This is a genomic window from Neptuniibacter sp. QD37_6, assembly GCF_047778085.1.
GTDB lineage: Bacteria > Pseudomonadota > Gammaproteobacteria > Pseudomonadales > Balneatricaceae > Neptuniibacter.
This window is the reverse complement of record NZ_CP180550.1, coordinates 2,063,130-2,085,708: the sequence shown is the minus strand read 5'-3', so window position 1 is coordinate 2,085,708 and position 22,579 is coordinate 2,063,130. Positions and strand designations below refer to the sequence as shown.

The following is a 22,579-nucleotide window of genomic DNA, read 5'->3' as shown; positions in this document are numbered from 1 at the left end:
GTCAATGCTGCCCTGAAATAGTTAGAAAGGTAGGTGGCTATTCGTACATTGCTTGCATGGATTCTTGCGTCCATTCAAGGCTGGCACGGTAAGCTTGATCGTAGAGGGTGCCATCTAGATCCATTGGTAAAAGATCCCAATCGCCGTTTTCATAGTTCACTACATTTCTTAGGATTTGGCCTATCTCTCCTTGGCCTAGGCTAACCGCATTTTTGATATCATCACCCAGTGGAACCTGTTCCAGCATAGTTTCACGCTCGATATCTAAAAGGGCATGTAGACCAGACATCATGCCGGCCATAAAGTAGCTGCCATAGTTGCTCTTCTTCTGAGCTTGGGCTATCTCTTCGCACATGCGACCACGAACTAGCAAGCTTCGAGAAAGCTCTTCTGGCTTGTCTTGATTGGATGACATTGCAATCAAAGTAGCCCATTTTTTTACTTGTTCTAAGCCTAGTAGCACGATAGCTTCGGCTACAGATTCAACCTGCCTAACGAGGCTATAACCTGCGGAGTTAACAATACGAAGTAGCTTATAGGTTAAGGCAGGATCTCGGATAATCAGTTCTTCAAGCTTTTCTGGAGTCGCTTTAGAGCTTTGTAATTCTTGGATTAGCTGCATTAAAGCAACTTGGCTGCCTTGAATCTTCTTGCCTTTAATGACTTTAGGCTTACTCAAAAAATGACCTTGGAATAGTTTGAAGCCTAGTTCAATACAGGTTTCTAGTTGTTCGTGGGTTTCAATTTTTTCTGCCAATAATGTCACTTTGTGGCGACGTAATTGTTTAACCTGTTCTTTAATTTGCTCAGTACTCAATTCAAAAACGTCAACTTTGACGATTTGGCTAAGTTCTAGAAGCGCATCAAATTTCGGATCGTAAACAAAATCATCCATAGCTATGCGGTAGCCTTCACTATGAAGTTGTCTTACAGCTTCTATGACCTCTTCATCTGGCTCGATATCTTCTAAGATCTCAAGAACAATATGCTTCTTGGAAACCTCAGGAAGTTTCTGTTCGACCAATATGTCTCTAGTTAGGTTTATAAAAGCTGGTACACGCTTTAGCTCACCAGAGTCAGAAATGCTGGTGTATGCATTCAATAGTACTTCACTGGTAGCTTCGCTATTTGAAAATAGCGCATGTCCTTGGGCGTCTTCCGTTCTATACAAAAGCTCGTAGGCAACCACCTTCTGATTACGATCAAAAATAGGCTGACGTGCCATAAGCACTTGAGAGTTTTCTGACGGTTCCATAAAGGTGCTGGGTCCTTGTGCAAAATAAGATAAAGCGAAATGCCTCAAGTGTATCACCTATTAACTGCGAGGCTAGTATTTCATTGTAATATTGCGCTTATTTTAGGCCAGAAAGGAAATGTAACTTGCTACCAATGGTCGCAGTTCAACATTCACGTTCTCCATGCAGTATAATAGTGTACTTTTACAGATTCGGGACATACCAATGAGTATTAATTGGTTTCCAGGGCACATGCATAAAGCCCGGAAAGAGATCGCCAAAGTCATGGATGAGGTGGATGTAATTATTGAAGTGCTTGACGCGCGCTTGCCTCAATCTAGCGAAAACCCATTGGTTAACACTTTGCGTAAAGGCAAACCAGCATTAAAGCTCTTAAATAAGAGCGATTTGGCTGATGATAAAAGAACTCAGGAATGGATTGATTACTTTAATGGTCTTCCTGATACGCGAGCTATATCTCTTGATCACTCTCAAAAGAAACTGATCAATAGAATTGCTGAGATTTGTAAGCAGATGGCACCGTCTCGCTCAGAATCGGGGCGCCCAGTGCGAGCCATGATTATGGGCATTCCTAACGTTGGTAAGTCAACGCTTATCAATGCCTTATTAGGTAAGAAAATTGCCAAAGTAGGCAATGAGCCAGCGGTTACAAAAAGTCAGACGCGCTTTACGACGCGTAATGGTATGGCTCTGTCAGACACACCAGGTATTTTGTGGCCAAAAATTGAAGACGTAGATTCGGGTTATCGATTAGCAGCAAGTGGTGCAATCAAAGATACGGCCATTGAACATGAAGACGTGGCGATATTTGCCGCAGGCTTCATGCGAGATGATTATCCTGATCGATTAGTAGAGCGTTTTAAATTTAAAGAGATGCCGGAGCTTGCGGAAGGTGTTTTGGACGAAATTGGTCGTCGAAGAGGGTGTTTGCGCCCAGGTGGTGTTGTTGATCGAAATAAAGCTTCAACGTTGCTCTTAAATGAAATACGTTCGGGTAAACTAGGTAAATTAAGTTTTGAAACTGTTCAAGAGTGGGAAGAAAAACGCCATATCGCTGAGCAGAAAAGATTAGAGCAAGAACGATTAGAAGCAGAAGCGCAGGCAGCTGCGGAAAAAGAAGGTAGTAATTAATGGCACGTTTAAAGAAAAGCCGAAAAGCAAAAGGCTTTATTCCAAATGAAGGCCCAACACGTAATGAGCGTTTGGCTGATCCTGATAGTTACGATAGCAGACGACGCAAAGCTAAGCAGGAAAAGAAAAAGAATCAATCGGTATTTGAAAAACAGCGTCAAGCTGATGACAACTCAGCTAGTAAGAAGCAGCCTGAGCGTAAAACTAGACTGGCTGATAAGATTCGTGAACTAAATAAATCTAAAGAAGAGAGTGCTGAATAGCGCTCTCTTTTTAGTTGTAAGTATTGTAAAGCGGGTTGTCTGATTTACTAATCTAACGGATAATTATTCTCATTTTTATTAGCTGTAAGTTGCTGATCATGAAATCTCTGTTTAAATATTCTCTTTTGGCCGTCGCTATATCAGGTGCTCCTGTTTTCGCGGCAAACGACCTTGATGTTGGTACTAAAAAGACTGTAGCAACACATAATCAAAGCCAACAATCACAAAAACGCATCGATAATATTGGGCAGAGCACTCAAGTTGCTGTGGATGAATATCTCACCAACGAGCGCCTTTCAGATGTAACCGAAGCCTATAATGCGCAAGTGGCTTTACTTATAGAGTCACAGAAGAAAGAAGCTTTAGATCTGGAGGCACAGATCGCCTCAATTGAAGAAACAGATAAAGCTGTTTTACCTATGCTGAACCAGATGGTTCAAACATTAAGTAGATTTGTGGCACAAGACGTACCTTTCTTACAGTCGGAACGTAACGAGCGTTTAGAGAAGCTCGAGATGCTTTTGCTTCGCGCTGATGTGAGCGTGGCCGAGAAATATCGTCAGATTCTGGAGGCCTATGCTGTAGAAGTGCAGTACGGTCGTACATTCGAATCGTATAAAGGTTCTCTTTCCTCAAATAATGGTCAGCAAGTTACATTCTTACGTTTAGGTCGAGCTGTACTTTACTACCAGTCACTAAATGGTGCTGAGAGTGCGCTTTGGCAGCCTTCTGCTCAGTCTTGGCAGGCACTTAATGATTCCCAGAATCTAGAACTTACTAAGGCTATACAAATCGCTCGGCAGCAGCAGGTGCCAAGTTTGTTAAACCTTCCTCTGCCTAAATTGGAGCGATAATGATGTTTAAACAATTAGGTTTAGCTGCAGTTCTTGGTTTTAGCTCGCTACCCGTTTTCGCTGAAACAGCGCCACTTAAAGGTTTGCTTAGCGAAGTAAAGCAGATTAGTAGTACAGATACGGCGATCAATCGCCAGCGTGAAGCAGAATTTAATGCCGATTTAAGTAAACAAAATGCGCTGCTTGCGAAAAGTAAGGCACGTTTAGTCGCTGCTGAAGCAGAGCAGGAGCGATTAAAAGCTGAGTTTGATGCCAATGATGAACAGCTTGCCGAATTAGAAGCTGCACTACAGCAACGCTCAGGCCAGCTAGGTGAAGTTTTTGGCGTCGCTAAAGAATCGGCATCTGAACTCGTGCCAGTTTTGATGGATTCAATGACCAGTGCTGATAACCCTGGTCGTTTAGATCAACTTTCATTTGCAGATTCCAAGCGTGTGCCAAAGCTTCAGGACCTACAAAGTCTTTGGTACCAGTTACAGCTAGAAATGACAGCCACTGGTGAGATCAAGCAAGTTACTGTGCCTGTTGTGAATCGGGAAGGTGTTACTGCTGATACACCAGTGTTACGTATAGGCACCTTTGCTGCAGCTACTAATGATGGTCAGTTCCTACATTGGGATCTTCAGCAGCAAAAGCTAGCAGTGTTGACGACTCAGCCAAGTGCTGGTGCTCAACAAGATATCATTGATTATCAAAATGGTAATGGCGAGGATGTATTGATTGATCCAAGTCGTGGTCAGTTATTTGCGTTGTTGGATCGTATGCCGAAGCTTGTCGAGAGGCTTCATCAGGGGGGTGAAGTAGGCTACATCATCATGGGTTTGGGCTTGATTGGTTTGCTGGTGGCATTTTGGCAGATGTTTCGTATGACTAAAACTGAATTGCAGGTCAGAAAGCAATTAGCTCAACCAGCGCAGCTAATGGATAACAACCCGCTTGGGCGAGTACTGCAGGCAGTTAGTCGTTCCAAACTAGGCTTAGATCAGCTAGAGATGAAAGTTGATGAGCTGATTCTTAAAGAAGTACCAAAAATCGAGCAGGGCCAAAGCATCGTTAAGCTTTTAGCTGCCGTTGCTCCGCTTTTGGGTCTTTTAGGTACAGTGATCGGTATGATCGCGACCTTCCAGAGTATAACCCTGTTCGGTACCAGTGATCCTAAGTTGATGGCGGGTGGTATTTCACAAGCATTGATGACAACCGTTTTGGGCTTGGTTGTAGCTATACCGTTGCTGTTCTGCCATAGCTATTTGACGAGTAGAAGCCGTCGCATTACTCAGTTGCTTCAAGAGAAAAGCTTAGGCTTGTTGGCGACTGATGAGTCTATTGCAAAAGAAGAGAAGAGCACTCATGTGGCCTAGTCTTCATGATTGGATGTTTGCCTTAGGGCAATTTTTCCAAACCGGTGGCTGGGTGCTCTATCTGATTCTATGGGTAAGCTTTCTTATGTTTACTCTTATCCTCGAACGGATCAGCTATAGAGTATGGGCTTACCCCAAGCAGAGAGCCTCGTTGTTGGATTATTTAAATGGACCAAGCTCGCCAGTTAAGAAATTGAGTGCTGTTTGTGATCTGGACTTAGCTTTGAAAAGCCAATTTCAGATGATCAAAAACCTAATAACTCTATGCCCTTTGATTGGTTTGCTGGGCACAGTGACTGGCATGATTCAAGTGTTTGATAGCCTTGCTTTGTACGGTACAGGCAACCCTCGAATGATGGCCGCTGGTGTGGCTAGCGCAACATTCCCAACAATGACGGGGATGGCAGTCGCTGTAGCGGGTTTACTTTTTTACAACCGTTTATCTAGATGGTCGGAAGCGGAAAGAAACCGCTTGCGCCGAGTGTTACATGAGGAGTCTGCAGCATGAGACAGCGAGTCAATTTAACTCAGCAGCAGGACGATGCCGAAATCAATATGACACCTATGCTGGATGTGGTGTTCATAATGCTGATCTTCTTTATCGTATCGACTTCGTTTGTGCGTGAGGCAGGCATCGATGTTAATCGCCCTACCGCGCAAACCAGTGAAAGTCAGAGCAAAACGGCAGTTTTAGTCGCGATCTCTGCTAACAATGAAATTTGGGTCGACCGTAAGCCTGTGGATGTACGTATGGTGCGCCCTGCGATTGAGCGTCTGAAAAGCGAACAATCTGAAATCAACGTTGTTATTCAAGCGGATGAACAAGCGACTACCGGTCAACTGGTTAAGGTGATCGATCAGCTACGCTTAGCTAATGTGAACTATACTGTTGCTACTCAGGCAGGCTCACAATAATGCTGCGTGCTTTAGTCGTTGCGCCAGGTGGCCTGATATTGGCCATATTGCTTTTTTATGCATTGGCTATGGTTTCGGGTATTGGCAAGCAGGTAGAACCTGAAAGTGTCTTAACGCCTGATTTGGACTTTTTAATGGTTCGCCAAGAGAGTGATGTCGAGGCCCGTACTCGCGAATTGCCGCCAGAGCCTGAAGAGATTGTTCCTGAAGCTCAGCCAGAGATGCCACAGGTACAACAGCAGGTTGTGCCTATTACCAGCACGCCTGTGACGGCCGTTGATATTCCAAACATTGATGTTGGAATTAGCGTCGCACTTTCACCATCGCTAAATAACCTAGCTGTGCCGACGCCTGAGCTGGTATTAGATACGAATCCTAAAGCGGTTAGTCAGGTGCCGCCTAGTTACCCGCGTAGGGCATTGCGCCGTAAAGTTGAAGGTAGTGTAACGGTTGAGTTTTTGGTGACTGAAGCTGGAACAGTTAAACCGGACACTATTAAGGTTATTGAATCTAATCCAAAAGGCACTTTCGATAGCGCGGTTATTAAAGCGATTAAGCGTTGGCGTTTTAAAATCAAAACTGTAGACGGTCAAGCGGTGAAGTTTAAAGCGCGTCAGGTTTTGGAATTCAAACTCGATAAGTAAATAGAACTGAATAGAACAGTTTAGAAAAATGTTGCGATCATTAATTACAGTTTGTTTTTTGTTGTTTGCTATTCAGGGGCATGCGGCGAAGCCTACTCTGTCTGCTTATGAGTACAAACAGCTAAATGCTGCCTTTAAATCAATGGAGGCGGGGCAGTGGAAACAAGCGAATCAGCAATTGTTGGTTGCTGAGCAAAAGGTTAAGTCTGTTTATGCTAAAGCGCTTGTGCAGCATAATCTTGCTCAAGTTGCTCTCCAGCAGGAGCGCTATTCCTCTGCAATAAAGTACCTAAAAGCTACTCAAGCTTTAAAAGCCTTGCCTGATGCACAACAGATTAATTTACTGCGTACTCTGGGCCAGCTTTATTGTATGCAGGAAGCTTGGCAGAGCTGTGTTTTTAATCTTCAACAATGGATGGCTAGCCCTGGAGTTTCAGTAAAAGCGAATGACCATCTGATGATGGCTCAGGCTTATAGTCAGCTGAAGCGTTGGAAATCCCTGTTACCGCACATCACTAAAGCGATTCGTTACAAAGGTATAGCGCCTGAAAGCTGGTATCAGCTTAAAATAGCGGCTCATATTGAGCTTAAGCAGTGGAAGCAGGCTGCTAAACAGCAGCAAGTTGTGATTCAACATTACTCCTCTAATCCCAAACAGTGGCGTCAGTTAGTGTCCCTGCAGATACAAGCGGGGGATCGTAAATCGGCACTCGCTACTCAGCGATTGGGATATGAGCGGAAGTTGTTAGTCTCAGCCAATGATTATGAATTACTCGCGCAGTTAATGCTTCGTTCGGGTATTCCTTATCATGCCGCTAGAGTGATCGAGCAGGGTTTCCAGAAAGGTGTGATCAAGCAAAACGCTAAAAACTTAAGGTTGTTAAGCAGTGCTTGGATTCGCGCGCAAGAGAAGCCTAAGGCGATTAAAGTGCTTTCGAAGCTAAACAGTATCGCACCAAGTGAGAAAGTATCTTTACAGCTGGCGCAGATTCAGCTGCAAGAGAAACGGTGGAATCAAGCAGAGAAAACGCTATCTAATCTGTTGACGCGCAAACCTAAAAAAATAGCTCAGATTAAGTTAATGCAGGGCATCGCTCAAATCAATCAAAAGCATTTTGAGCAAGCGAGGATATCTTTAGCAGCAGCAGAAGGTGATGCTAAGTACGGGAAAATGGCAGCGAATTGGATTCGGTATTTAGATCAGATGGAAATGGATCTTCAGGCAAAAGGCTGAACTTATGACGTCAGTACCGGTTAATTTTATCTGGATGCGCGCAAGTAAGTATTAAGTGCTCAAGATCTAGAGCAGAGTACGTACTTTTGGTTAGCACCGGATAACCTGCGTGTAATGAGTCAGATCGTTGCTCGTGAATTTCAGCGTATTTGGCTGGAGCAGGCACCGACTATCCGTTCAAACCAAATGGCGCTGCAAAAACAGATCAGTGAATATGCGCTTAAGTTAGATGAGACCTTACTAGAGCATGATGTTGTCGCTGTTTGTCTCGATAACCCTAAACTTCAACCGCTAGCACAAGCCACTTACTTGCCAGTCGAAGAGCAATGTGGCGAGGCATTACAGATCAAACCTAAGAGCAAAAAGCTCAAACCAAAATCGGGTTTATGGCTGGTGGATACAGCGACCAAACCACTGAAAACTGATCTTGCTCAGTGGCTATCAAATAATCTTAATCTGCTTGACCAAGCGCTTCAGCATTAATAATTTTATTGTTCTAAATTTGAACAATTGAAATTGCTCTTCTACGTTTACTGAATATAGTGATAGCCCTAAATGCTGCTAAGGACGGCGAAATATTCAGTAGAGGAGCATAACGATGTCTCATTCACCCGTTCATAGGGCAGCTGATGCCCCAGTCAAAATTCACTTAGAAGCGGGGCGGACTTATGCGTGGTGTGCTTGTGGTCGTTCAGGCGATCAACCGTTTTGTGATGGTTCTCATCAAGGCACAGGGATAGATCCAGTGGTCTTTGAAGCCGAAGTGGATGGTGAGGTTTGGCTTTGTATGTGCAAGCAAACAAAGACACAGCCACTCTGCGACGGTAGCCATAAAAACAAACCTGAAAAATAATAGCTTGTGGTAAGATAGCGCGCTTTCAAACCAGCGGAGAAAGCGTGTGACACAGTACGATGTAGTAATTATCGGAGCCGGAGCTTCAGGCCTGATGTGTGCCGCTACTGCTGGTTATCGAGGACGTTCTGTTCTTGTTATCGAGCACACCAAAAAAGTTGGTCGTAAAATCCTAATGTCGGGTGGTGGACGTTGTAACTTTACCAATATCCATAACGGTCCCGCTAACTTCCTTTCGCAGAATCCTCATTTTTGTAAATCTGCTTTGAGTCGTTATACAGCGCAGGACTTTATAGATCTAGTAGATCGTCATGGCGTTGAATATCACGAAAAAACACTCGGCCAACTGTTCTGTAATGAATCCAGTAAAGAGATTCTTCGCGTCTTAATGACAGAATCAGAATGGGCGGGTAATGAGATCCGTACCGAGCTGAGCGTCAATGGTATCGAAAAGAAGGAAGAGGGTTATTTACTGCAAACATCATCAGACCCAATTAAAGCTGAATCCGTTGTAATTGCGACTGGTGGCTTATCTATTCCAAATGGTGGTGCTACCAGTTTTGCTTACGATATAGCTGAGCAGTTTGATCTTAAAATGCTGCCGAAAACAGCTGCGCTAGTACCTTTTACCCTACAGCCAAAAGAGAAAGAGGTACTTAAAGAACTATCGGGTGTATCTCATAAAGTAAAAGCGACGATCGGTAAAACAAGCTTTGTCGAAAGCATGCTCTTTACCCACCGCGGATTGAGTGGTCCTGCTATTTTACAGATCTCCTCCTACTGGCAACCCGGTGGCGAAGTTGAGATCGACCTGTTCCCAGATTTTGACTTGCGAGCATGGTTAAAAGAGCAACGCGAAGCACGTCCAAAAGCTGAAATTACAACCATCATGGCGCAACAGATGAGCAAGCGCATGGCCCAGATCCTCTGCCAGCTCTTCGGCTTTAGCGGCATAATGGGTAACCAATCTAATAAAGATCTGGATGCGATCAACAGCGCTTTCCGTGAGTGGAAGATCAAACCTTCTGGTACCGAAGGTTACCGTACAGCGGAAGTGACGCTAGGTGGCATCGATACTAACGAGATTAACCAGAAAACCATGGAAGCCAAAAAAGCACCGGGTTTGTACTTTATTGGTGAGTGCTTAGATGTAACTGGCCACCTTGGCGGTCACAACTTTCAATGGGCCTGGGCATCTGGGTTTGCGGCAGGGCAGGTGGTTTAGTCGTAAGTACGGTATAAAAACGAAGACAGCTAATTTCCTTCCCTTCCCATCCCTTAAATTGGGTTAGTAAGTGATTATATTAGGATAGAGGCGAGCACTGTCTTCGTTCTTTAAATCAAAAGCTTATTCGTTATTTTCTTTATGCTCGGTGATGAAGGGTAGCGTTAGTTGATAGCCCTTATTTCGATGAGCGCGAATTGGATTTAATTTCGTATCAAGGTCTGATTTAAGTTTAGATCGAAGGCGAGATAGCAATATTTCCAAACGGTTTATTTCAAAGTCTAACCAGTTTTCATTAATTGCATTAACCATATCTTGGGGGGTAACGAACGTTGCTGAATTCTCCATCAATTTTGCAATTCACCTGAGTGATTTGAACTCGTGTTATGAAGAGAAGGCCAGTTGCTATCTCTTTTTGCACGCTTTCAGAGCAACCTTTCGTTGCTCTGATCGGTAAGCTTATGGGCAGTTTTCTTGATCGAGAAGTCTCTCTTTAGGATAGCGCTAAGTGATTTTGATTTGAAAGGATCTTTAAAGGTTGATCAGACGTTGCGTCAAAGGAAGGGAGTTTAAATAAAATTTACCAGTAACGAGTGAGAGATTTAAGCATTAGTAGTAATGCCTTTCTATCAAATAAGCCATGTTTCTAATATGGTTTTGATGATATATTTGTTTGAATGCTTTATTTAACTTACTGAGAAATAAGATGTTTGCAAGGAAGATTGTTAGACTTATATGTGGTATGTCTTTCATTTTTATCACAGGGTGTGCTGTTAGTCCGAATCACTTTTCCGCACAGGAAACTGTTGAACTGACAGCAAGTGACAGGCTAGAGATTAAATCTAATTCACAGCCCATTGGTGCAACGCTAACGCTTGAGGAAGCTGTTGCGCGTGCTTTGAAGTATAACCTCGACCAGAGAGTGAAAATGCTGGAGCAGTCTTTAGCTGCAGGGGAACTCGAAGCAGGTAAATTCGATATGCTGCCAAAGCTCTTGGTCAATGCCGGGTATGATTGGCGCAGCAATTTTAGTCATCGTTATGATGCACCATATGTTACGCCGACAATCTTTGATACATCTTCAAAACCAGATGTTTCCGTTGATCCAGAACATGCTCAATTTGATTTGAAATTATCATGGAATATTCTGGACTTCGGAGCTAGCTACTACAGTGCCAAACAGAATGCTGACAAGCTTTTGATTGCTAATGAGAAACGTAGAAAAGCAATGCACCTTCTTATTCAGAAAGTGCGTACGGCATATTGGAGAGCACTGGCTGCAGAGTCCTTAAGTGAACAAGTAAAAATTACTACAAGTAATGCAGAAAAAGCGTTAACCGAATCAGAGATTTTAGCGGCTGAGCGCCTGAGCAAACCTGAAGAAGCATTGCGTTATCAGAGAAACCTTCTGGAAAATTTGAGATTGCTTGAAAGTGTCGAACAGGAGTTGATAAGCGCTCGAATTGAGTTGATGAATCTGATTGGTGCACCACCAACTGCTCGTACAAAGCTTATACGTCCAGATCTGAATATGGGGCCCTTGAAGCTCTCCTCACAAGAAATGGAGGAAATGGCTTTAGCAAGTAATGCTGATCTGAAAGCCCAGATGTTAAATGCACGAGTAGCCGCCCAGGAAACCCGTAAGGCACTACTGAAACTTCTTCCAGGCATCTCACTGAATTTCGGAAAGCATTATGACGATGATAGATACTTGGTTAATGATGATTGGAGTTCTGCTGGCCTAACAGTGAGCTATAACCTTTTAAATTTGCTTTCTGGCCCAAGCCTGATGGATATGGCAGAGAAACGTGAAGCGCTTGAAAAAGCACGGCGTATGGCTCTTCAGATGACTGTTCTGACACAAGTTCATTTGTCCAGAAATCAATATGCCAATGCGATGAAACAATATTTAAGGGCTAAAAAGATATACAAGGTAGATGCTCAGCTTGAGCAGATAGTGAAGGGTAAGTTTGCTGGAAAAATGGTGAGTAAGCAGACTCAAATTTCAGCCAATGTAACAACAATTCTAAGTGAGCTTCGTCTCTATCAAGCGATGTCCAAACTGCAGGAAGCATCGGGCCAGATTCAGTCTACCCTAGGGCAGGAACCCTATATAGATAGCGTCGACGATATCGTTTTGAAGGACCTTGCAGCTGATATCAGTAAATGGTTTGTTTCAAATAGTACGACTAAGGGCCTGGCTGAATGAGCTTGAAACGCTTCGTTTTATCAGTTGGCTTGCTTAGTGGATTCTCCGCGCTGGCTTTGGCCGATGGTTATGTACTTGATCAGTCTAATATTCGTGCTCAGCTAAGCCCCGTCAGACATGCTTCTCTCAGTGCTGAAATTGCTGCAAAGGTATCTTTTCTGGCCGTTAGGGAGGGACAGCGCGTGGTGAAGGGTGAAACTTTGGTTAAGTTTGACTGCGCGTTGCAGGAAGCACAGTTCGAGAAGGCCAAAACTCAACTGGGTATTGCTCGAAATGTGTTGAAAGGTCATAAGCGTATGGCAGAGCTTAATGCAATTGGAACAGTTGAGCTTGCTAACAGCGAGCTGGATGTTCGAAAGGCGCGAGCTGATGTCGATTACATCCAAGCGACGTTAAAACGCTGCGTGGTTAAAGCGCCGTATGCTGGAGTAATCGGAGATCAATTAACCCGGGAACAAGAGTTTCTTCAGGCCGGGACGCCATTGATGGAAATTATTGATGATAGCGAATTGCAATTAGAGTTCATTGTACCCTCCCGGTGGTTGTCCTGGCTGTCGCCCAAGCATGAATTCAGTGTGAACCTGAGTGATACCGGTAAAATCTATCCCGCAAAGTTAACCTATACTGCAGCAAAAGTGGATGCTATAAGTCAAACCATAAAAGCAGTTGCGCTGATTGATGGTCGCTTTTCTGAATTAAAGCCAGGTATGAGCGGAACAGTCCAACTTAGTCCCCCGTCTGAATAGTATTTGATCTTCGTGCCCTAACGATCAAGGCGTTTTAAAAGGAGTTTTAAATGTCCCGCCCGAAAATTAATTCTCGCAGTACAAATGCTTGCCGGTTGATGCAACTTGAACAACGTTTGATGTTTGATGGTGCTGCGGCTGATACGACTGTTGAGGCCGTGACTGAATTTACTGAAGCAGATACAGCTGAAATCGAGGGGCTAGGCGTTTTTACACTTGCTGTCGCTTATGAGAAGGGGCGGATTGCAGCGGATAAAGCTCAACAGCAGATCAAAGCGTACATTGAGCAAGCCGAGATTGAAGAACTCTTTTCTTTGTTTAACGGCGGAAAGGAGCAGATAGATGCTGAATGGCTTCAATCTATGGAATCCGTTCGCCAGTTGATTGTTAATGATCAGATTTCGATCAGAGTTGAATTCGTGAGTGATGAGTTCCTGGGAGGGGCGTTGGGCGCTTTTTCTGCTGAAGGCTCTGAGGGCGAGGCAATCATCTTTATCAATCAGTCCTATCTGGAAAATAACGGAACTGATGCAGCAGCAAAAATTCTCATAGAGGAGTTTGGTCATGCTATCGATTCTTTGGTCAATGGTGGGATAGATACAGTTGGTGACGAGGGGCAACAGTTTGCACTGTTTGTAACGGGAACATCTTCAGAGCAAATATCAGACTTAGCTGCTCACGAGAATGATTCTGGCACTATAGAAATCAATGGTGAAACAGTTGAGGTTGAATGGGCGCAATATGATTTTGTAAATGCTTATTCCATGCTCCGTGATTTGGATGGTGACGGTGCGATTGATAACACTGAGAACTGGGCTGAAAAAGAACAAGAATCCCATACCATTATAATGGATGGTGGCGGGTTAGGACCGGTCACTGTAGACGACGATACCGGTAGTCATTTATTTAGTGGCAATGATGTTTCTGCTATCGGTATCAACATTGGTGGTGAGACTTATTACGGTTGGATTAGTCGCCCTATCAAAACTCAGGGGCAAGTTCGAGCATTCTATTTCTGGACAGATGCATCCTTTGTCGATCTTGCCACTGCGCAAGCTGATGGTAATCAAGATGGTGACTCAGATGTTACCGACAATATTGGTTTTGTTCTGGTTGTAGACCAGGCTTATTTTAATGGACTATCAACCAGCCCGGTTACCGTATCTTCAGGTGCTGAAGCTGGTACATACAATGTTGCCGATGTAGGTTCCTCTTCGGACCGAGTTGATTCTGCGTTGAATGCGCTTGTTTTGGCTGCAAACAGTGGTCCTGTTGCTGTTGCTGATTCTCAGAGTGTACCTGAAGACACCATAGCAAGTGGTAATGTTCTGACGAATGATACTGATGCTGATGGAGATAGCTTATCAGTTACCAGTTTTGCCATTAACGGGCAGCTTTTTTCTGCGGGTTCCACAGTCTCATTGCCAGATATCGGGACGCTGAAGATCAACTCCGATGGCTCCTATACTTTTAATCCGGTCAGTGGTTATAACGGAGCTGTGCCTGTGGCAACCTATATAGCCAGTGATGGTGAAGATACCTCTGTAGCCACCCTTTCTATAACCGTAACTGCCGTTAATGAAGCGCCTATCGCTCAAAATGATACGGGAACAGTAACAGAGGACACTCAGTTTACAGGTAATCTCATTAATTCTGTCTCGTCATCGGAAGAAGATACCGATGCCGATAATGATGCGCTAACCGTGACTGGATTCAGCTTTACCCCTGCAGGGGGCAGTCTGATTAATGGTACTGTAAATACAGAGACTGTGATGCCAGGTGTTGGTGCAATTACTATTTATGAGGATGGTTCATACAGTTTCACTCCTTCACCCGATTATACCGGTTCAGTTCCTGTGATTACCTATACGATCAGCGATGGTAATGGAGGCAGTGATACAGCAACACTTAGCCTGACTATTCAGGCTACTGCGGATGAGCCATTAGCGGGTAATGACAGTGCGACAGCCGTAGAAGCGGGTGGTGATAATAACGGAACGGTCGGTGCTAACGCTACAGGTAATGTTTTGAGCAATGATTCTGCTCAAAGCTCAGGTACATTGACAGTCGTTTCTATCGGCCAGGCAATCGCTGATAAAAGTGTTGCAACGGGTACCACCTCTGCTGATGGAACATCAATCACGGGTGAATATGGTGTTTTAACACTGGGCGCGGACGGTTCCTACTCTTATGTCGTCAATGATAATCACCCAGATGTTCAGGCGTTACGTGTCACCGGTCAGACATTGACTGATAATTTTGTCTACGAAGTCAGTGAATCGGGCAGCGGTAGCGTAACCGAGACGCTTTCTATTACGATCGATGGGCGTAATGACAACCCGGAAGCTCAGGATGATACGGCTATTGCTCGGGAAACAACTACCGTTTCACCGGTGGTAACAGGCTATGATGCTACTGGTAATGTGTTGGTTAACGATACGGATGTTGATGGTTCTGCTAATGGGGAAACTGCAACAATTTCGGGTCTCAGAGGCTCGGTTGATATCACCTCTTATACAACTTCAACACCCACTGCAACTCTTCGTTTTGTTGGTGATAGTGGTTTTACCTCTGTAGGTACAGGTAAAGAATTGTATTATTTTGATGGCAGCACTTACTGGGCAGTTTATGACAGCTCCAATAATCAGGTTTACGTAACTTCAAATACACTGGTCGATAGTGGTACTGATACCTACGATCTAGGACTGAGTGGTGATCCGGTGAAATATGCTGCGGATGCTACTCCAACTACCTACACGAGTATTGCAGGTTTAAGCTTCTTCGACGGTAAGACAGTTGGCTTTGAAGAATCCTCCAGTGCGGAAGAGAATGCGGCCTCAATGAAAACGGCAACTGTAGCCTCAGCTACATCGGCAGCATCGTCTACTGTAACGGTCAATGCTCCAACAGCAGCGGGTACCATCTCTGTTGGCATGACCGTTTCTGGTACAGGCGTTCCTGTTGGCACGATAATCACCGATATCACTTATAGTGCCGGAGTGATCTCGACACTTACACTGGACCAGACGATTACATCCTCCAATGGCGATACGCTGAATTTCAGTGGTAGTGCGGGTTCTACTTATCAGGGGCAGCATGGTTCTCTGATTCTTAATGTTGATGGCAGTTATACCTACACCCCTACTGCGGATAATGCTTTTTTGAACGAAGGTGATTTAGCGGTAGAAGAGTTCACATATACGATGACTGATACTGCGGGTGCGATTAGCACCGCCACACTCTCAATCACGGTCCTTGGATCGGGGGGGAGTGAACCAGTTGCGGCTGATGACACCGATACGGTCACTGAAGATAGCGGCAGTAATGCGGCTGGTGATCTGCTGGCTAATGACACCTTTGATACGAGCGAGGGCAGTGTATATCAGATTTCCAGCAGTACAGAAACCGACAGTATTGTTGATGGTTCCGGCAACTATACGGTGGCAGGTCTCTACGGTACTTTAACCGTGAATGCTGCAACAGGTGCTTATACCTACGTACCTGATAACAGTAATCCCGCAGTAGATGCTTTGCACGATGGTGATAGTCTGACTGATAGTTTCAGTTACATCCTTACGGACTCTGCAGGTAATACCTATGTTGGTAAAGATGATGCGGCTTTAACTATCACTATTCAGGGGAAAAATGACACACCAACAGGAGGTAAGCTTTCTGATGGTAGCAATGACCCGACTTATGATGCAGGTGATGCCCGTTATGAGATTACTACCCCTGAAGATACGCCAATCGGTGGTCAGGTAAGGGCTTATGATTCCGATGACAGCAATCTGACCTACAGCAGCGGAAGCACGGCACCTGCCAATGGTTCAGTAAGTATTAACGCGGATGGTACTTATACCTATACACCTGATGCGCACTATACTGGTAGCGATTCTTTTACCATCACAGTTACAGACCCGCAGGGGGCGACTACGGAGATCACTGTACAGGTAACGGTGACGCCAGTTAACGATGCACCGATACTTGATCTAGATGGTAGTAGCGCAGGCCTGAATTATGCTGCCAGTTACACTTTAGATGGTAGTGCTGTAGCCGTTGCCGACAGTGATAATCTTATCTCTGATATCGATGATACCCATATTGAATCCGCAACAATTACACTGACAAACCCTCAGGCAGGAGATCTGCTTTCTGTAGGGAGTTTACCTAGTGGTATCACTGTTTCAGCCAGTACGAGCAGCTCAATAACCCTGACTGGATCCGCTCTGAAATCAGATTATCAGGCAGCGCTCAATGCGATTACCTTTAGTACATCAGGAAGTGACCGAACAGATCGCACCATCAGTGTGACAGTGAATGATGGTGATGATGATTCAAATACCGCACTAGCGACTGTTTCTATTAATCTACCTCCGTTGACGGTTACGGGTGTCACTGTTAATGAGGCATCGCCGTATTCTGTTTTTCAGGTCTCTGGTACGAGTGGCCAACAGGTTTCGTTACAGTTAGAGGCTACGGGCTATACCACGGGGGATGCAACATTAGGTATGGATACGGGAAATGCAGGTACTGCCGTTCCCCTTCAGTATTTTGATGGTAGTAATTGGGTTGATTACACACCGGGCTCTAATGTTACTTTGAGTGGTTCGACACTATTGGTGCGTACTGCTGTTACCCAGGATACTCTCTATGAGGGTCTGGAAACATTTACCCTTAAAGCGACGGATGATGCGGGTGCCACATATTCGGGGCAGGGGGGCATTATTGATGATGGAACCGGGGCGGTCTTCAGTGCATCAAATACAAGCTTTGTGGCTGACAGTGTCAGTAGCTCCACCCTGGATGATGACAGAGAAATATCCGTTAATTCTATAGAAGTGAATGAAGGTTCCCCCTATGCGGTGTTCACCGTATCAGGGGCAGCGAATCAATATGCATCTTTAGCTCTTAGCAATGGTACTGCTGCGATTGATGTTGATGGTTCACCTCTGACGGATGGAAGTGAAGATTTTGGGCCTTCCATTGAATACTCCGCAGATAACGGTGCAAACTGGACGACTTATACGAGTGGTTTTGTTCAACTGAATGGTTCAGGCTCGCTTCTGGTACGTACCTCTATTATTAATGACAATGTTCGTGAGAACAGTGAAAACTTTAGTTTAAGCGCGACTAATACAGGAGGTAGTACGGGTTCAGGTAACGGCTTCATTCTTGATGATGGAGCGGGAACTATTTTCAATCCTGATGGCAGTGAAAATACCAGCGCGGAAAAGAGCGATGATCGATCTATCACGGTCACCTCTTTTGGGCCTGTTAATGAGGCCTCTACCTACGCGATGTTTAAGGTTGACAGTGATCCGGGTTCAATTTTGGACCTATCGCTTGTTAACGGATCAGCTTCCCTTTCTGGTGAAACCATTGAGTTTTCATATGATGGGACGACTTGGGTAACCTATTCTGTGGCGTCTAAACCTACTGTTCCGGCAGGTGGAAGTTTCTTTGTCAGAAATACAATTAGCAGTGAAGTAGATACTGTATATGAAGGTGCTGAAACTTTTTCTCTTCAGGTTAGCTTTGTTGCTGCGCCTATAGCCTCTGCAACGGGACAAACGAGTATTGTTGATGATGGTACAGGCAGTTTGTTTGATGGAACGGTAACAGGGGGGAATCCGAATTCTGATAGTGGTGAATTGGATGATGATCGCCCCGAATTATTGCCAGAAGACACAAACCCTGCGGAGCCAGTAACAATAATCGTGGCACCTGCCGTTACGGAGAATGATCCCGCAGATCAACCTGATCTGGACGTTGTTGAGCTTGCTATTTCTGGAGGGGAAGACCTAACTTATGACGCTCCAAAGGGCGAGTTGATCCTGCAGAGGGATATCCCGGAGCAACAATTTATTGCGGGGGATGGATTTAGTTCCATTACGTTTACTATTCCTGCTGACACATTCGGGCATACTAGCCCAGGGGCTGAGATTGAACTAAGTGCTCTTTTAGCGGATGGTCGTAAAATCCCCTCCTGGCTTCTTTTTGATCCTGAAAAAGGTGAGTTTCGAGGTATCCCACCAAAAGGTTTTGATGAAGTGCTGCTAGTCAGAGTCGTTGCTCGTGATCAGAATGGGGCGCAGGTTGAAACGGTAATTACAATAGATATACGTGCACAAACTACTGCCCAGATCGAGCAGCAGGGACGTTCTTCGTTTATAAACCAGTTGAAGGGGCAGGAGCAATTCTCTTGGAAGTCAGAAAGGGATGCCTTATTAAAGCAAGTTGTAAAACTGAGAACTTGATTTTTAAAAACAGATTAATTTCTTGTAGCCGTCTCGTCTGTTAAGCCTCATAAATTGCAAGGGCTGCTATGTACTGTATAAAGATTTATCGGTTGGGAAATAGAGCACTATGTCGTCTGAAAATGTAGTAGAAGACAAGGCACTGGCAACGCTCATACTTCTATCCCGCAGAACTCGGCGTAGTGCTTCATCTCCAGAACTACGTTTTATTCTTGTGAATGAAACCCAGTCGCTGGTGGCTTATCAGCAAGCGGCATTCTGGACTGAAGCAAAAGGCGTTGAAGCGCTCTCTGGGGTTTCAGCCCTTGATCAGCAGGCTCCTTATCTGATTTGGCTAAAAAAATGGTTTATTCAGGCTAAGTCAGGGCCTGAGAATGTCTCGTTTGTTACCGACCTTAACTTATTAGACCCAGAGGAAAAAGAGTGGCAAGAGTGGTTATCTCCTTATATAGCTAATGTATACATTCCTGCGGCTAAAGGCTTTTCCGGTGGCAGGCTAATGCTAAGTAGAGATGAACCTTTTTCCCAAGAGGAACTTTCGCTCCTACAGGAGTGGGCCGATGTCTGGAGTGACCGTTACCAACAGTTGAATCAAGACGGTTATTGGTCGCGCTTTAGCTTTGGGGCAGAAGGAAAAAAGCGAAAGGTTATATCCGGGTTTGTTGCGGCTGCCATCCTTTTAATTGGTATGTTACCGGTAAATCTTTCTGTGTTGGCTCCTGCCGAGTTGATACCCGTTGATCCATCGGTTATACGATCTCCTATTGACGGTATTGTTGAAAGGATGCTTGTTCAGCCCAACCAGCGCGTAATTAAAGGGACTGAACTGTTTGAGTTCGACAAAGTTACACTGGATAACCAGCTTGCGCTGGCTCAACAGGCGTTACGTACCGCCCAAGCTGAATACCGTCAGAAAGCACAGCGCGCAGTTTTCGACCCAGAAAGTAAGTCACACCTTGCGGTACTTCAAAGTCTCATTGATGAAAGGAAGATCGAGGTGGTTTATCTGCGTCAACTATTGGAGCGTAGTGTTGTTAAATCGCCACGGGAAGGTATTGCTTTACTTAGTGATGAAACCGAATGGGTGGGGCGACCGGTTGCAACAGGAGAACGTGTTTTAGTTGTTGCTGATGAGTGGAACTCGCAGGTTGAAGCCTGGGTTTCTCCCAGTGATTTGGTTCGTTTCCCAGAACAAACGGAGCTAACGCTTTATCTGAATTCTGATCCATCGGTATCAATTCATGCAAGAGTTAGCTATATCTCGCACCAACCTGAGTTGCGCCCTGAAGGTCTCTATGCTCATCGGCTCAGAGCTGAAATTATTACGAAAGGGAAGGAAAAATACCAGATCGGGCATAGTGGGACCGCACGTATTGAAGGTGAAAAAACGAGTTTGGCCTATTGGGTGTTTCGAAGACCTTTAGCTGCGTTCAGGGGCTGGATAGGTTTCTGATATGAAGCAGGTGACAGACTTACCAACGCTTCGCGAAGAACTCTCTGTTTTCCCAGGTCCTGATTCAGCACAGGGTAGCCCTACATGGTCGGTATATGATCCGGCACGTAATCTCTATTTCAGTCTCGATTGGCCTACTTTTGAGGTTCTATGTCGCTGGAGCCTGGGGAATGCGGAGGACATTTGCAGATTGGTTAATAGTGAAACTACGCTTTGTTTATCGGAAGGCGATATAGAAGAGGTTAGACAGTTTCTCATTAATCATGAATTGGTTCGTAGTGTCTCTGTCAGTGATTCACAACGACTCTGCCGCCAGCAAGAGAGCCGAGAACAGAGCTGGTATCATCGTTTGTTACATAGTTATCTCTTTTTTCGAATTCCCCTCTGGAATCCTGATTATTGGCTTGAAACCTCCCTATCAAGAATAAAGTGGATAGGCAGCAGAGGCTTCTATTTTCTAACACTCGTTGCACTATTTGTTGGTTTAATACAGGTGGTTCGGCAATGGGACAGTTTTAGTACTACTTTGCTGGATTTATTCAGCATACAAGGGCTGTTGGCTTATTCAGTCACACTTGTTGCTGTGAAATTTATTCATGAGTTGGGCCATGCCTACACTGCAAAGCATTTTGGCTGTAAGGTGCCGACTATGGGCATTGCCTTTCTGGTGATGTTTCCTATGGCTTATACCGACGTAAATGATGTTTGGAAGCTTAGATCTCGTAAACAGCGCCTGTACGTGGGAGGTGCGGGTATTCTGATTGAGGTTTGTCTTGCCGCTTGGGCTACATTGATCTGGTCGGTATTACCGGATGGTGCTCTGAAGACGGCTGCATTCATTATCGCAACGACAACATGGGTATCAACGCTCGTTATTAATTTATCTCCCTTCCTTAGATTTGATGGCTATTTTTTATTGATGGACTGGTTGGAATATCCTAATTTACATGCCCGTTCTTTTAATCTGGCACGTTGGAATTTGCGCGAAAAGTTATTTTCTTTTCATGATCCTATACCAGAACATACCTTACCAAACAGGCAGCGATTTCTTATGTTGTTTGCCTACGGAACCTGGCTTTACCGTTTTGTTGTTTTCAGTGGTATTGCAGTATTAGTTTACCTTATGTTCCCTAAACCGCTTGGGCCATTGCTTGCAGGTATTGAGATCTACTGGTTTATTCTCAAACCAATCTGGAGTGAAGTAAGTATCTGGATTGAACGGCGGAGAGATATATTGCGTTCGAAACGATCTCCATGGTTACTAGGGTTATTAGTCGGACTTATGCTGATTTTATTTATTCCCTGGGATAGCCGTATTCATACTCAAGGTGTGTTGAAGCCTGCTGTAACACATTACCTGACAGTTACCGATGCAGTACAGATTAAGGACATTTATGTAACGTCTGGTGGTGAGGTTTCTCAAGGTCAGCTTATTGCAGAATTATCGGCTCCTGATCTTATTGTTGAACTGGAGGTTGCACAAGAAAAAGCCAGAAGACTTAGATGGCAGATTTCCAGTGGATCGACAAAACAGGAATTACGCTCCGAACTACCTATTTTGAAAGCTCAGTTAGAACAGATCAATATTGAAATTGAAGGACTCCGAAAAAGGGTGGGTATTTTAAGCCTTACCGCTGATCTGTCTGGGGAACTCCATTGGTATGATCTGGATTTAAAAGCGGGGGACTGGCTGGAGGCGCGGAGCCGCATTGGACAGATAGATGCTGTTAAGGATTTTCAGGTAAGTGCTTATATTGGACAGGAAGATCTTGGGCGTTTATCTGTTGGGGATAGGGCTTTGTTTGTAAGTGAATCTGGTGTCATTGAGCCTGTTCCTTTGATCGTTACGCGGATCGATAGGGATTCTACGAGGGTTTTAAAGGACGAAATTTTAGCATCGGCTTTTGGTGGAGATATTTTGGTAAGAGAAAAAGGCCAACAGTTGATACCAGAGCACACGATCTACCAGCTAATGCTTAAGCCTTACGGAAACACCGGTTTCTCTTCTGAATTTTCTTTCTTAAAGGGGAGGGTGGTGATCCAGGCGGAAAGTCAGTCATGGTTTGAGCCTTTTGGGGAGCGCTTTATGGCGACATTAAGAAGAGAAGCCGGTTTTTAACACTCAACAGTTGTTCCTATAGGTAATATTTGTGGCTACCTTCCATATTATCGGTTGGCTAG

General features: G+C 44.7%; 18 protein-coding genes. 16 read left to right on the top strand and 2 right to left on the bottom strand.

Annotated features, from left to right (window positions below; all coding sequences use genetic code 11):
* Window positions 1–37: 37 nt before the first annotated feature.
* Window positions 38–1,255 carry an EAL and HDOD domain-containing protein gene (locus tag ACMXYO_RS09930; protein WP_415884970.1) on the bottom strand — a complete coding sequence of 406 codons (1,218 nt, stop codon included), beginning with the start codon at window positions 1,253–1,255 and terminating at the stop codon, window positions 38–40.
* Between the two features lie 205 nt (window positions 1,256–1,460).
* Here ACMXYO_RS09930 and ylqF point away from each other — a divergent pair, with 205 nt between their 5' ends.
* The 11 genes from ylqF to ACMXYO_RS09875 all read left to right on the top strand — a co-directional run bounded on the left by ylqF (window position 1,461) and on the right by ACMXYO_RS09875 (window position 9,733).
* A complete protein-coding gene (gene ylqF / locus ACMXYO_RS09925; RefSeq protein ID WP_415884969.1) occupies window positions 1,461–2,387 on the top strand; it encodes a ribosome biogenesis GTPase YlqF in 927 nt (308 codons plus the stop codon).
* Window positions 2,387–2,650, top strand: a complete 264-nt coding sequence (locus tag ACMXYO_RS09920) for a hypothetical protein (RefSeq protein ID WP_415884968.1) — start codon at window positions 2,387–2,389, stop codon at window positions 2,648–2,650. The genes ylqF and ACMXYO_RS09920 overlap by 1 nt, the downstream gene beginning before the upstream one ends.
* A gap of 98 nt (window positions 2,651–2,748) precedes the next feature.
* Entirely contained in the window at window positions 2,749–3,504 is a 756-nt protein-coding gene (locus ACMXYO_RS09915) for a DUF3450 domain-containing protein (protein ID WP_415884967.1), read from the top strand.
* Complete coding sequence (locus ACMXYO_RS09910; protein WP_415884966.1) at window positions 3,504–4,862, top strand: MotA/TolQ/ExbB proton channel family protein; 1,359 nt, start codon at window positions 3,504–3,506, stop codon at window positions 4,860–4,862. Before ACMXYO_RS09915 ends, ACMXYO_RS09910 begins: the two co-directional genes overlap by 1 nt.
* Window positions 4,852–5,370, top strand: coding sequence for a MotA/TolQ/ExbB proton channel family protein (locus ACMXYO_RS09905; RefSeq protein ID WP_415884965.1), 519 nt, complete (start codon window positions 4,852–4,854; stop codon window positions 5,368–5,370). The genes ACMXYO_RS09910 and ACMXYO_RS09905 overlap by 11 nt, the downstream gene beginning before the upstream one ends.
* Entirely contained in the window at window positions 5,367–5,777 is a 411-nt protein-coding gene (locus tag ACMXYO_RS09900) for an ExbD/TolR family protein (RefSeq protein ID WP_415884325.1), read from the top strand. The genes ACMXYO_RS09905 and ACMXYO_RS09900 overlap by 4 nt, the downstream gene beginning before the upstream one ends.
* The gene (locus ACMXYO_RS09895) at window positions 5,777–6,421 is read left to right on the top strand and encodes an energy transducer TonB (protein ID WP_415884964.1); all 645 of its coding nucleotides are present in this window, start codon (window positions 5,777–5,779) and stop codon (window positions 6,419–6,421) included. Before ACMXYO_RS09900 ends, ACMXYO_RS09895 begins: the two co-directional genes overlap by 1 nt.
* A gap of 28 nt (window positions 6,422–6,449) precedes the next feature.
* Window positions 6,450–7,655, top strand: a complete 1,206-nt coding sequence (locus ACMXYO_RS09890) for a tetratricopeptide repeat protein (protein ID WP_415884963.1) — start codon at window positions 6,450–6,452, stop codon at window positions 7,653–7,655.
* Between the two features lie 114 nt (window positions 7,656–7,769).
* Window positions 7,770–8,138: a hypothetical protein gene (locus tag ACMXYO_RS09885; protein WP_415884962.1), complete on the top strand. Its 369-nt coding sequence runs from the start codon at window positions 7,770–7,772 to the stop codon at window positions 8,136–8,138.
* A 115-nt stretch (window positions 8,139–8,253) separates the two neighbouring features.
* A complete protein-coding gene (locus ACMXYO_RS09880; protein ID WP_415884961.1) occupies window positions 8,254–8,508 on the top strand; it encodes a CDGSH iron-sulfur domain-containing protein in 255 nt (84 codons plus the stop codon).
* Between the two features lie 94 nt (window positions 8,509–8,602).
* Window positions 8,603–9,733: an NAD(P)/FAD-dependent oxidoreductase gene (locus ACMXYO_RS09875; protein ID WP_415888089.1), complete on the top strand. Its 1,131-nt coding sequence runs from the start codon at window positions 8,603–8,605 to the stop codon at window positions 9,731–9,733.
* Window positions 9,734–9,856: 123 nt separating this feature from the next.
* Here the strand turns inward: ACMXYO_RS09875 and ACMXYO_RS09870 are convergent, their stop codons facing one another.
* On the bottom strand, window positions 9,857–10,081 hold the full coding sequence (locus ACMXYO_RS09870; RefSeq protein ID WP_415884960.1) for a helix-turn-helix domain-containing protein: 225 nt from the start codon (window positions 10,079–10,081) through the stop codon (window positions 9,857–9,859).
* 394 nt (window positions 10,082–10,475) lie between these two features.
* Between ACMXYO_RS09870 and ACMXYO_RS09865 the strand changes: the two genes are divergently transcribed.
* From ACMXYO_RS09865 to ACMXYO_RS09845, 5 genes are all read left to right on the top strand, one after another.
* Window positions 10,476–11,942 (top strand): TolC family protein, encoded by a 1,467-nt coding sequence (locus ACMXYO_RS09865; protein ID WP_415884959.1) that lies wholly within the window; start codon window positions 10,476–10,478, stop codon window positions 11,940–11,942.
* Window positions 11,939–12,688, top strand: a complete 750-nt coding sequence (locus tag ACMXYO_RS09860; RefSeq protein ID WP_415884958.1) for an efflux RND transporter periplasmic adaptor subunit — start codon at window positions 11,939–11,941, stop codon at window positions 12,686–12,688. Before ACMXYO_RS09865 ends, ACMXYO_RS09860 begins: the two co-directional genes overlap by 4 nt.
* A gap of 50 nt (window positions 12,689–12,738) precedes the next feature.
* Window positions 12,739–18,945: a tandem-95 repeat protein gene (locus ACMXYO_RS09855; protein ID WP_415884957.1), complete on the top strand. Its 6,207-nt coding sequence runs from the start codon at window positions 12,739–12,741 to the stop codon at window positions 18,943–18,945.
* Between the two features lie 109 nt (window positions 18,946–19,054).
* A complete protein-coding gene (locus tag ACMXYO_RS09850; protein ID WP_415884956.1) occupies window positions 19,055–20,398 on the top strand; it encodes an efflux RND transporter periplasmic adaptor subunit in 1,344 nt (447 codons plus the stop codon).
* Window position 20,399: 1 nt separating this feature from the next.
* A complete protein-coding gene (locus tag ACMXYO_RS09845) occupies window positions 20,400–22,517 on the top strand; it encodes an HlyD family efflux transporter periplasmic adaptor subunit (protein WP_415884955.1) in 2,118 nt (705 codons plus the stop codon).
* The last annotated feature ends 62 nt before the right edge of the window (window positions 22,518–22,579 follow it).

Coding starts and splice junctions, on each gene's coding strand:
- ACMXYO_RS09880 (WP_415884961.1), top strand. CDS start 8,254: ATGTCTCATTCACCCGTTCATAGGGCAGCTGATGCCCCAGTCAAAATT.
- ACMXYO_RS09875 (WP_415888089.1), top strand. CDS start 8,603: ATGTGTGCCGCTACTGCTGGTTATCGAGGACGTTCTGTTCTTGTTATC.
- ACMXYO_RS09850 (WP_415884956.1), top strand. CDS start 19,055: ATGTCGTCTGAAAATGTAGTAGAAGACAAGGCACTGGCAACGCTCATA.
- ACMXYO_RS09860 (WP_415884958.1), top strand. CDS start 11,939: ATGAGCTTGAAACGCTTCGTTTTATCAGTTGGCTTGCTTAGTGGATTC.
- ACMXYO_RS09855 (WP_415884957.1), top strand. CDS start 12,739: ATGTCCCGCCCGAAAATTAATTCTCGCAGTACAAATGCTTGCCGGTTG.
- ACMXYO_RS09885 (WP_415884962.1), top strand. CDS start 7,770: ATGAGTCAGATCGTTGCTCGTGAATTTCAGCGTATTTGGCTGGAGCAG.
- ACMXYO_RS09865 (WP_415884959.1), top strand. CDS start 10,476: ATGTCTTTCATTTTTATCACAGGGTGTGCTGTTAGTCCGAATCACTTT.
- ylqF (WP_415884969.1), top strand. CDS start 1,461: ATGAGTATTAATTGGTTTCCAGGGCACATGCATAAAGCCCGGAAAGAG.
- ACMXYO_RS09930 (WP_415884970.1), bottom strand. CDS start 1,255: ATGGAACCGTCAGAAAACTCTCAAGTGCTTATGGCACGTCAGCCTATT.
- ACMXYO_RS09910 (WP_415884966.1), top strand. CDS start 3,504: ATGATGTTTAAACAATTAGGTTTAGCTGCAGTTCTTGGTTTTAGCTCG.
- ACMXYO_RS09895 (WP_415884964.1), top strand. CDS start 5,777: ATGCTGCGTGCTTTAGTCGTTGCGCCAGGTGGCCTGATATTGGCCATA.
- ACMXYO_RS09890 (WP_415884963.1), top strand. CDS start 6,450: ATGTTGCGATCATTAATTACAGTTTGTTTTTTGTTGTTTGCTATTCAG.
- ACMXYO_RS09900 (WP_415884325.1), top strand. CDS start 5,367: ATGAGACAGCGAGTCAATTTAACTCAGCAGCAGGACGATGCCGAAATC.
- ACMXYO_RS09915 (WP_415884967.1), top strand. CDS start 2,749: ATGAAATCTCTGTTTAAATATTCTCTTTTGGCCGTCGCTATATCAGGT.
- ACMXYO_RS09920 (WP_415884968.1), top strand. CDS start 2,387: ATGGCACGTTTAAAGAAAAGCCGAAAAGCAAAAGGCTTTATTCCAAAT.
- ACMXYO_RS09905 (WP_415884965.1), top strand. CDS start 4,852: ATGTGGCCTAGTCTTCATGATTGGATGTTTGCCTTAGGGCAATTTTTC.
- ACMXYO_RS09870 (WP_415884960.1), bottom strand. CDS start 10,081: ATGGAGAATTCAGCAACGTTCGTTACCCCCCAAGATATGGTTAATGCA.
- ACMXYO_RS09845 (WP_415884955.1), top strand. CDS start 20,400: ATGAAGCAGGTGACAGACTTACCAACGCTTCGCGAAGAACTCTCTGTT.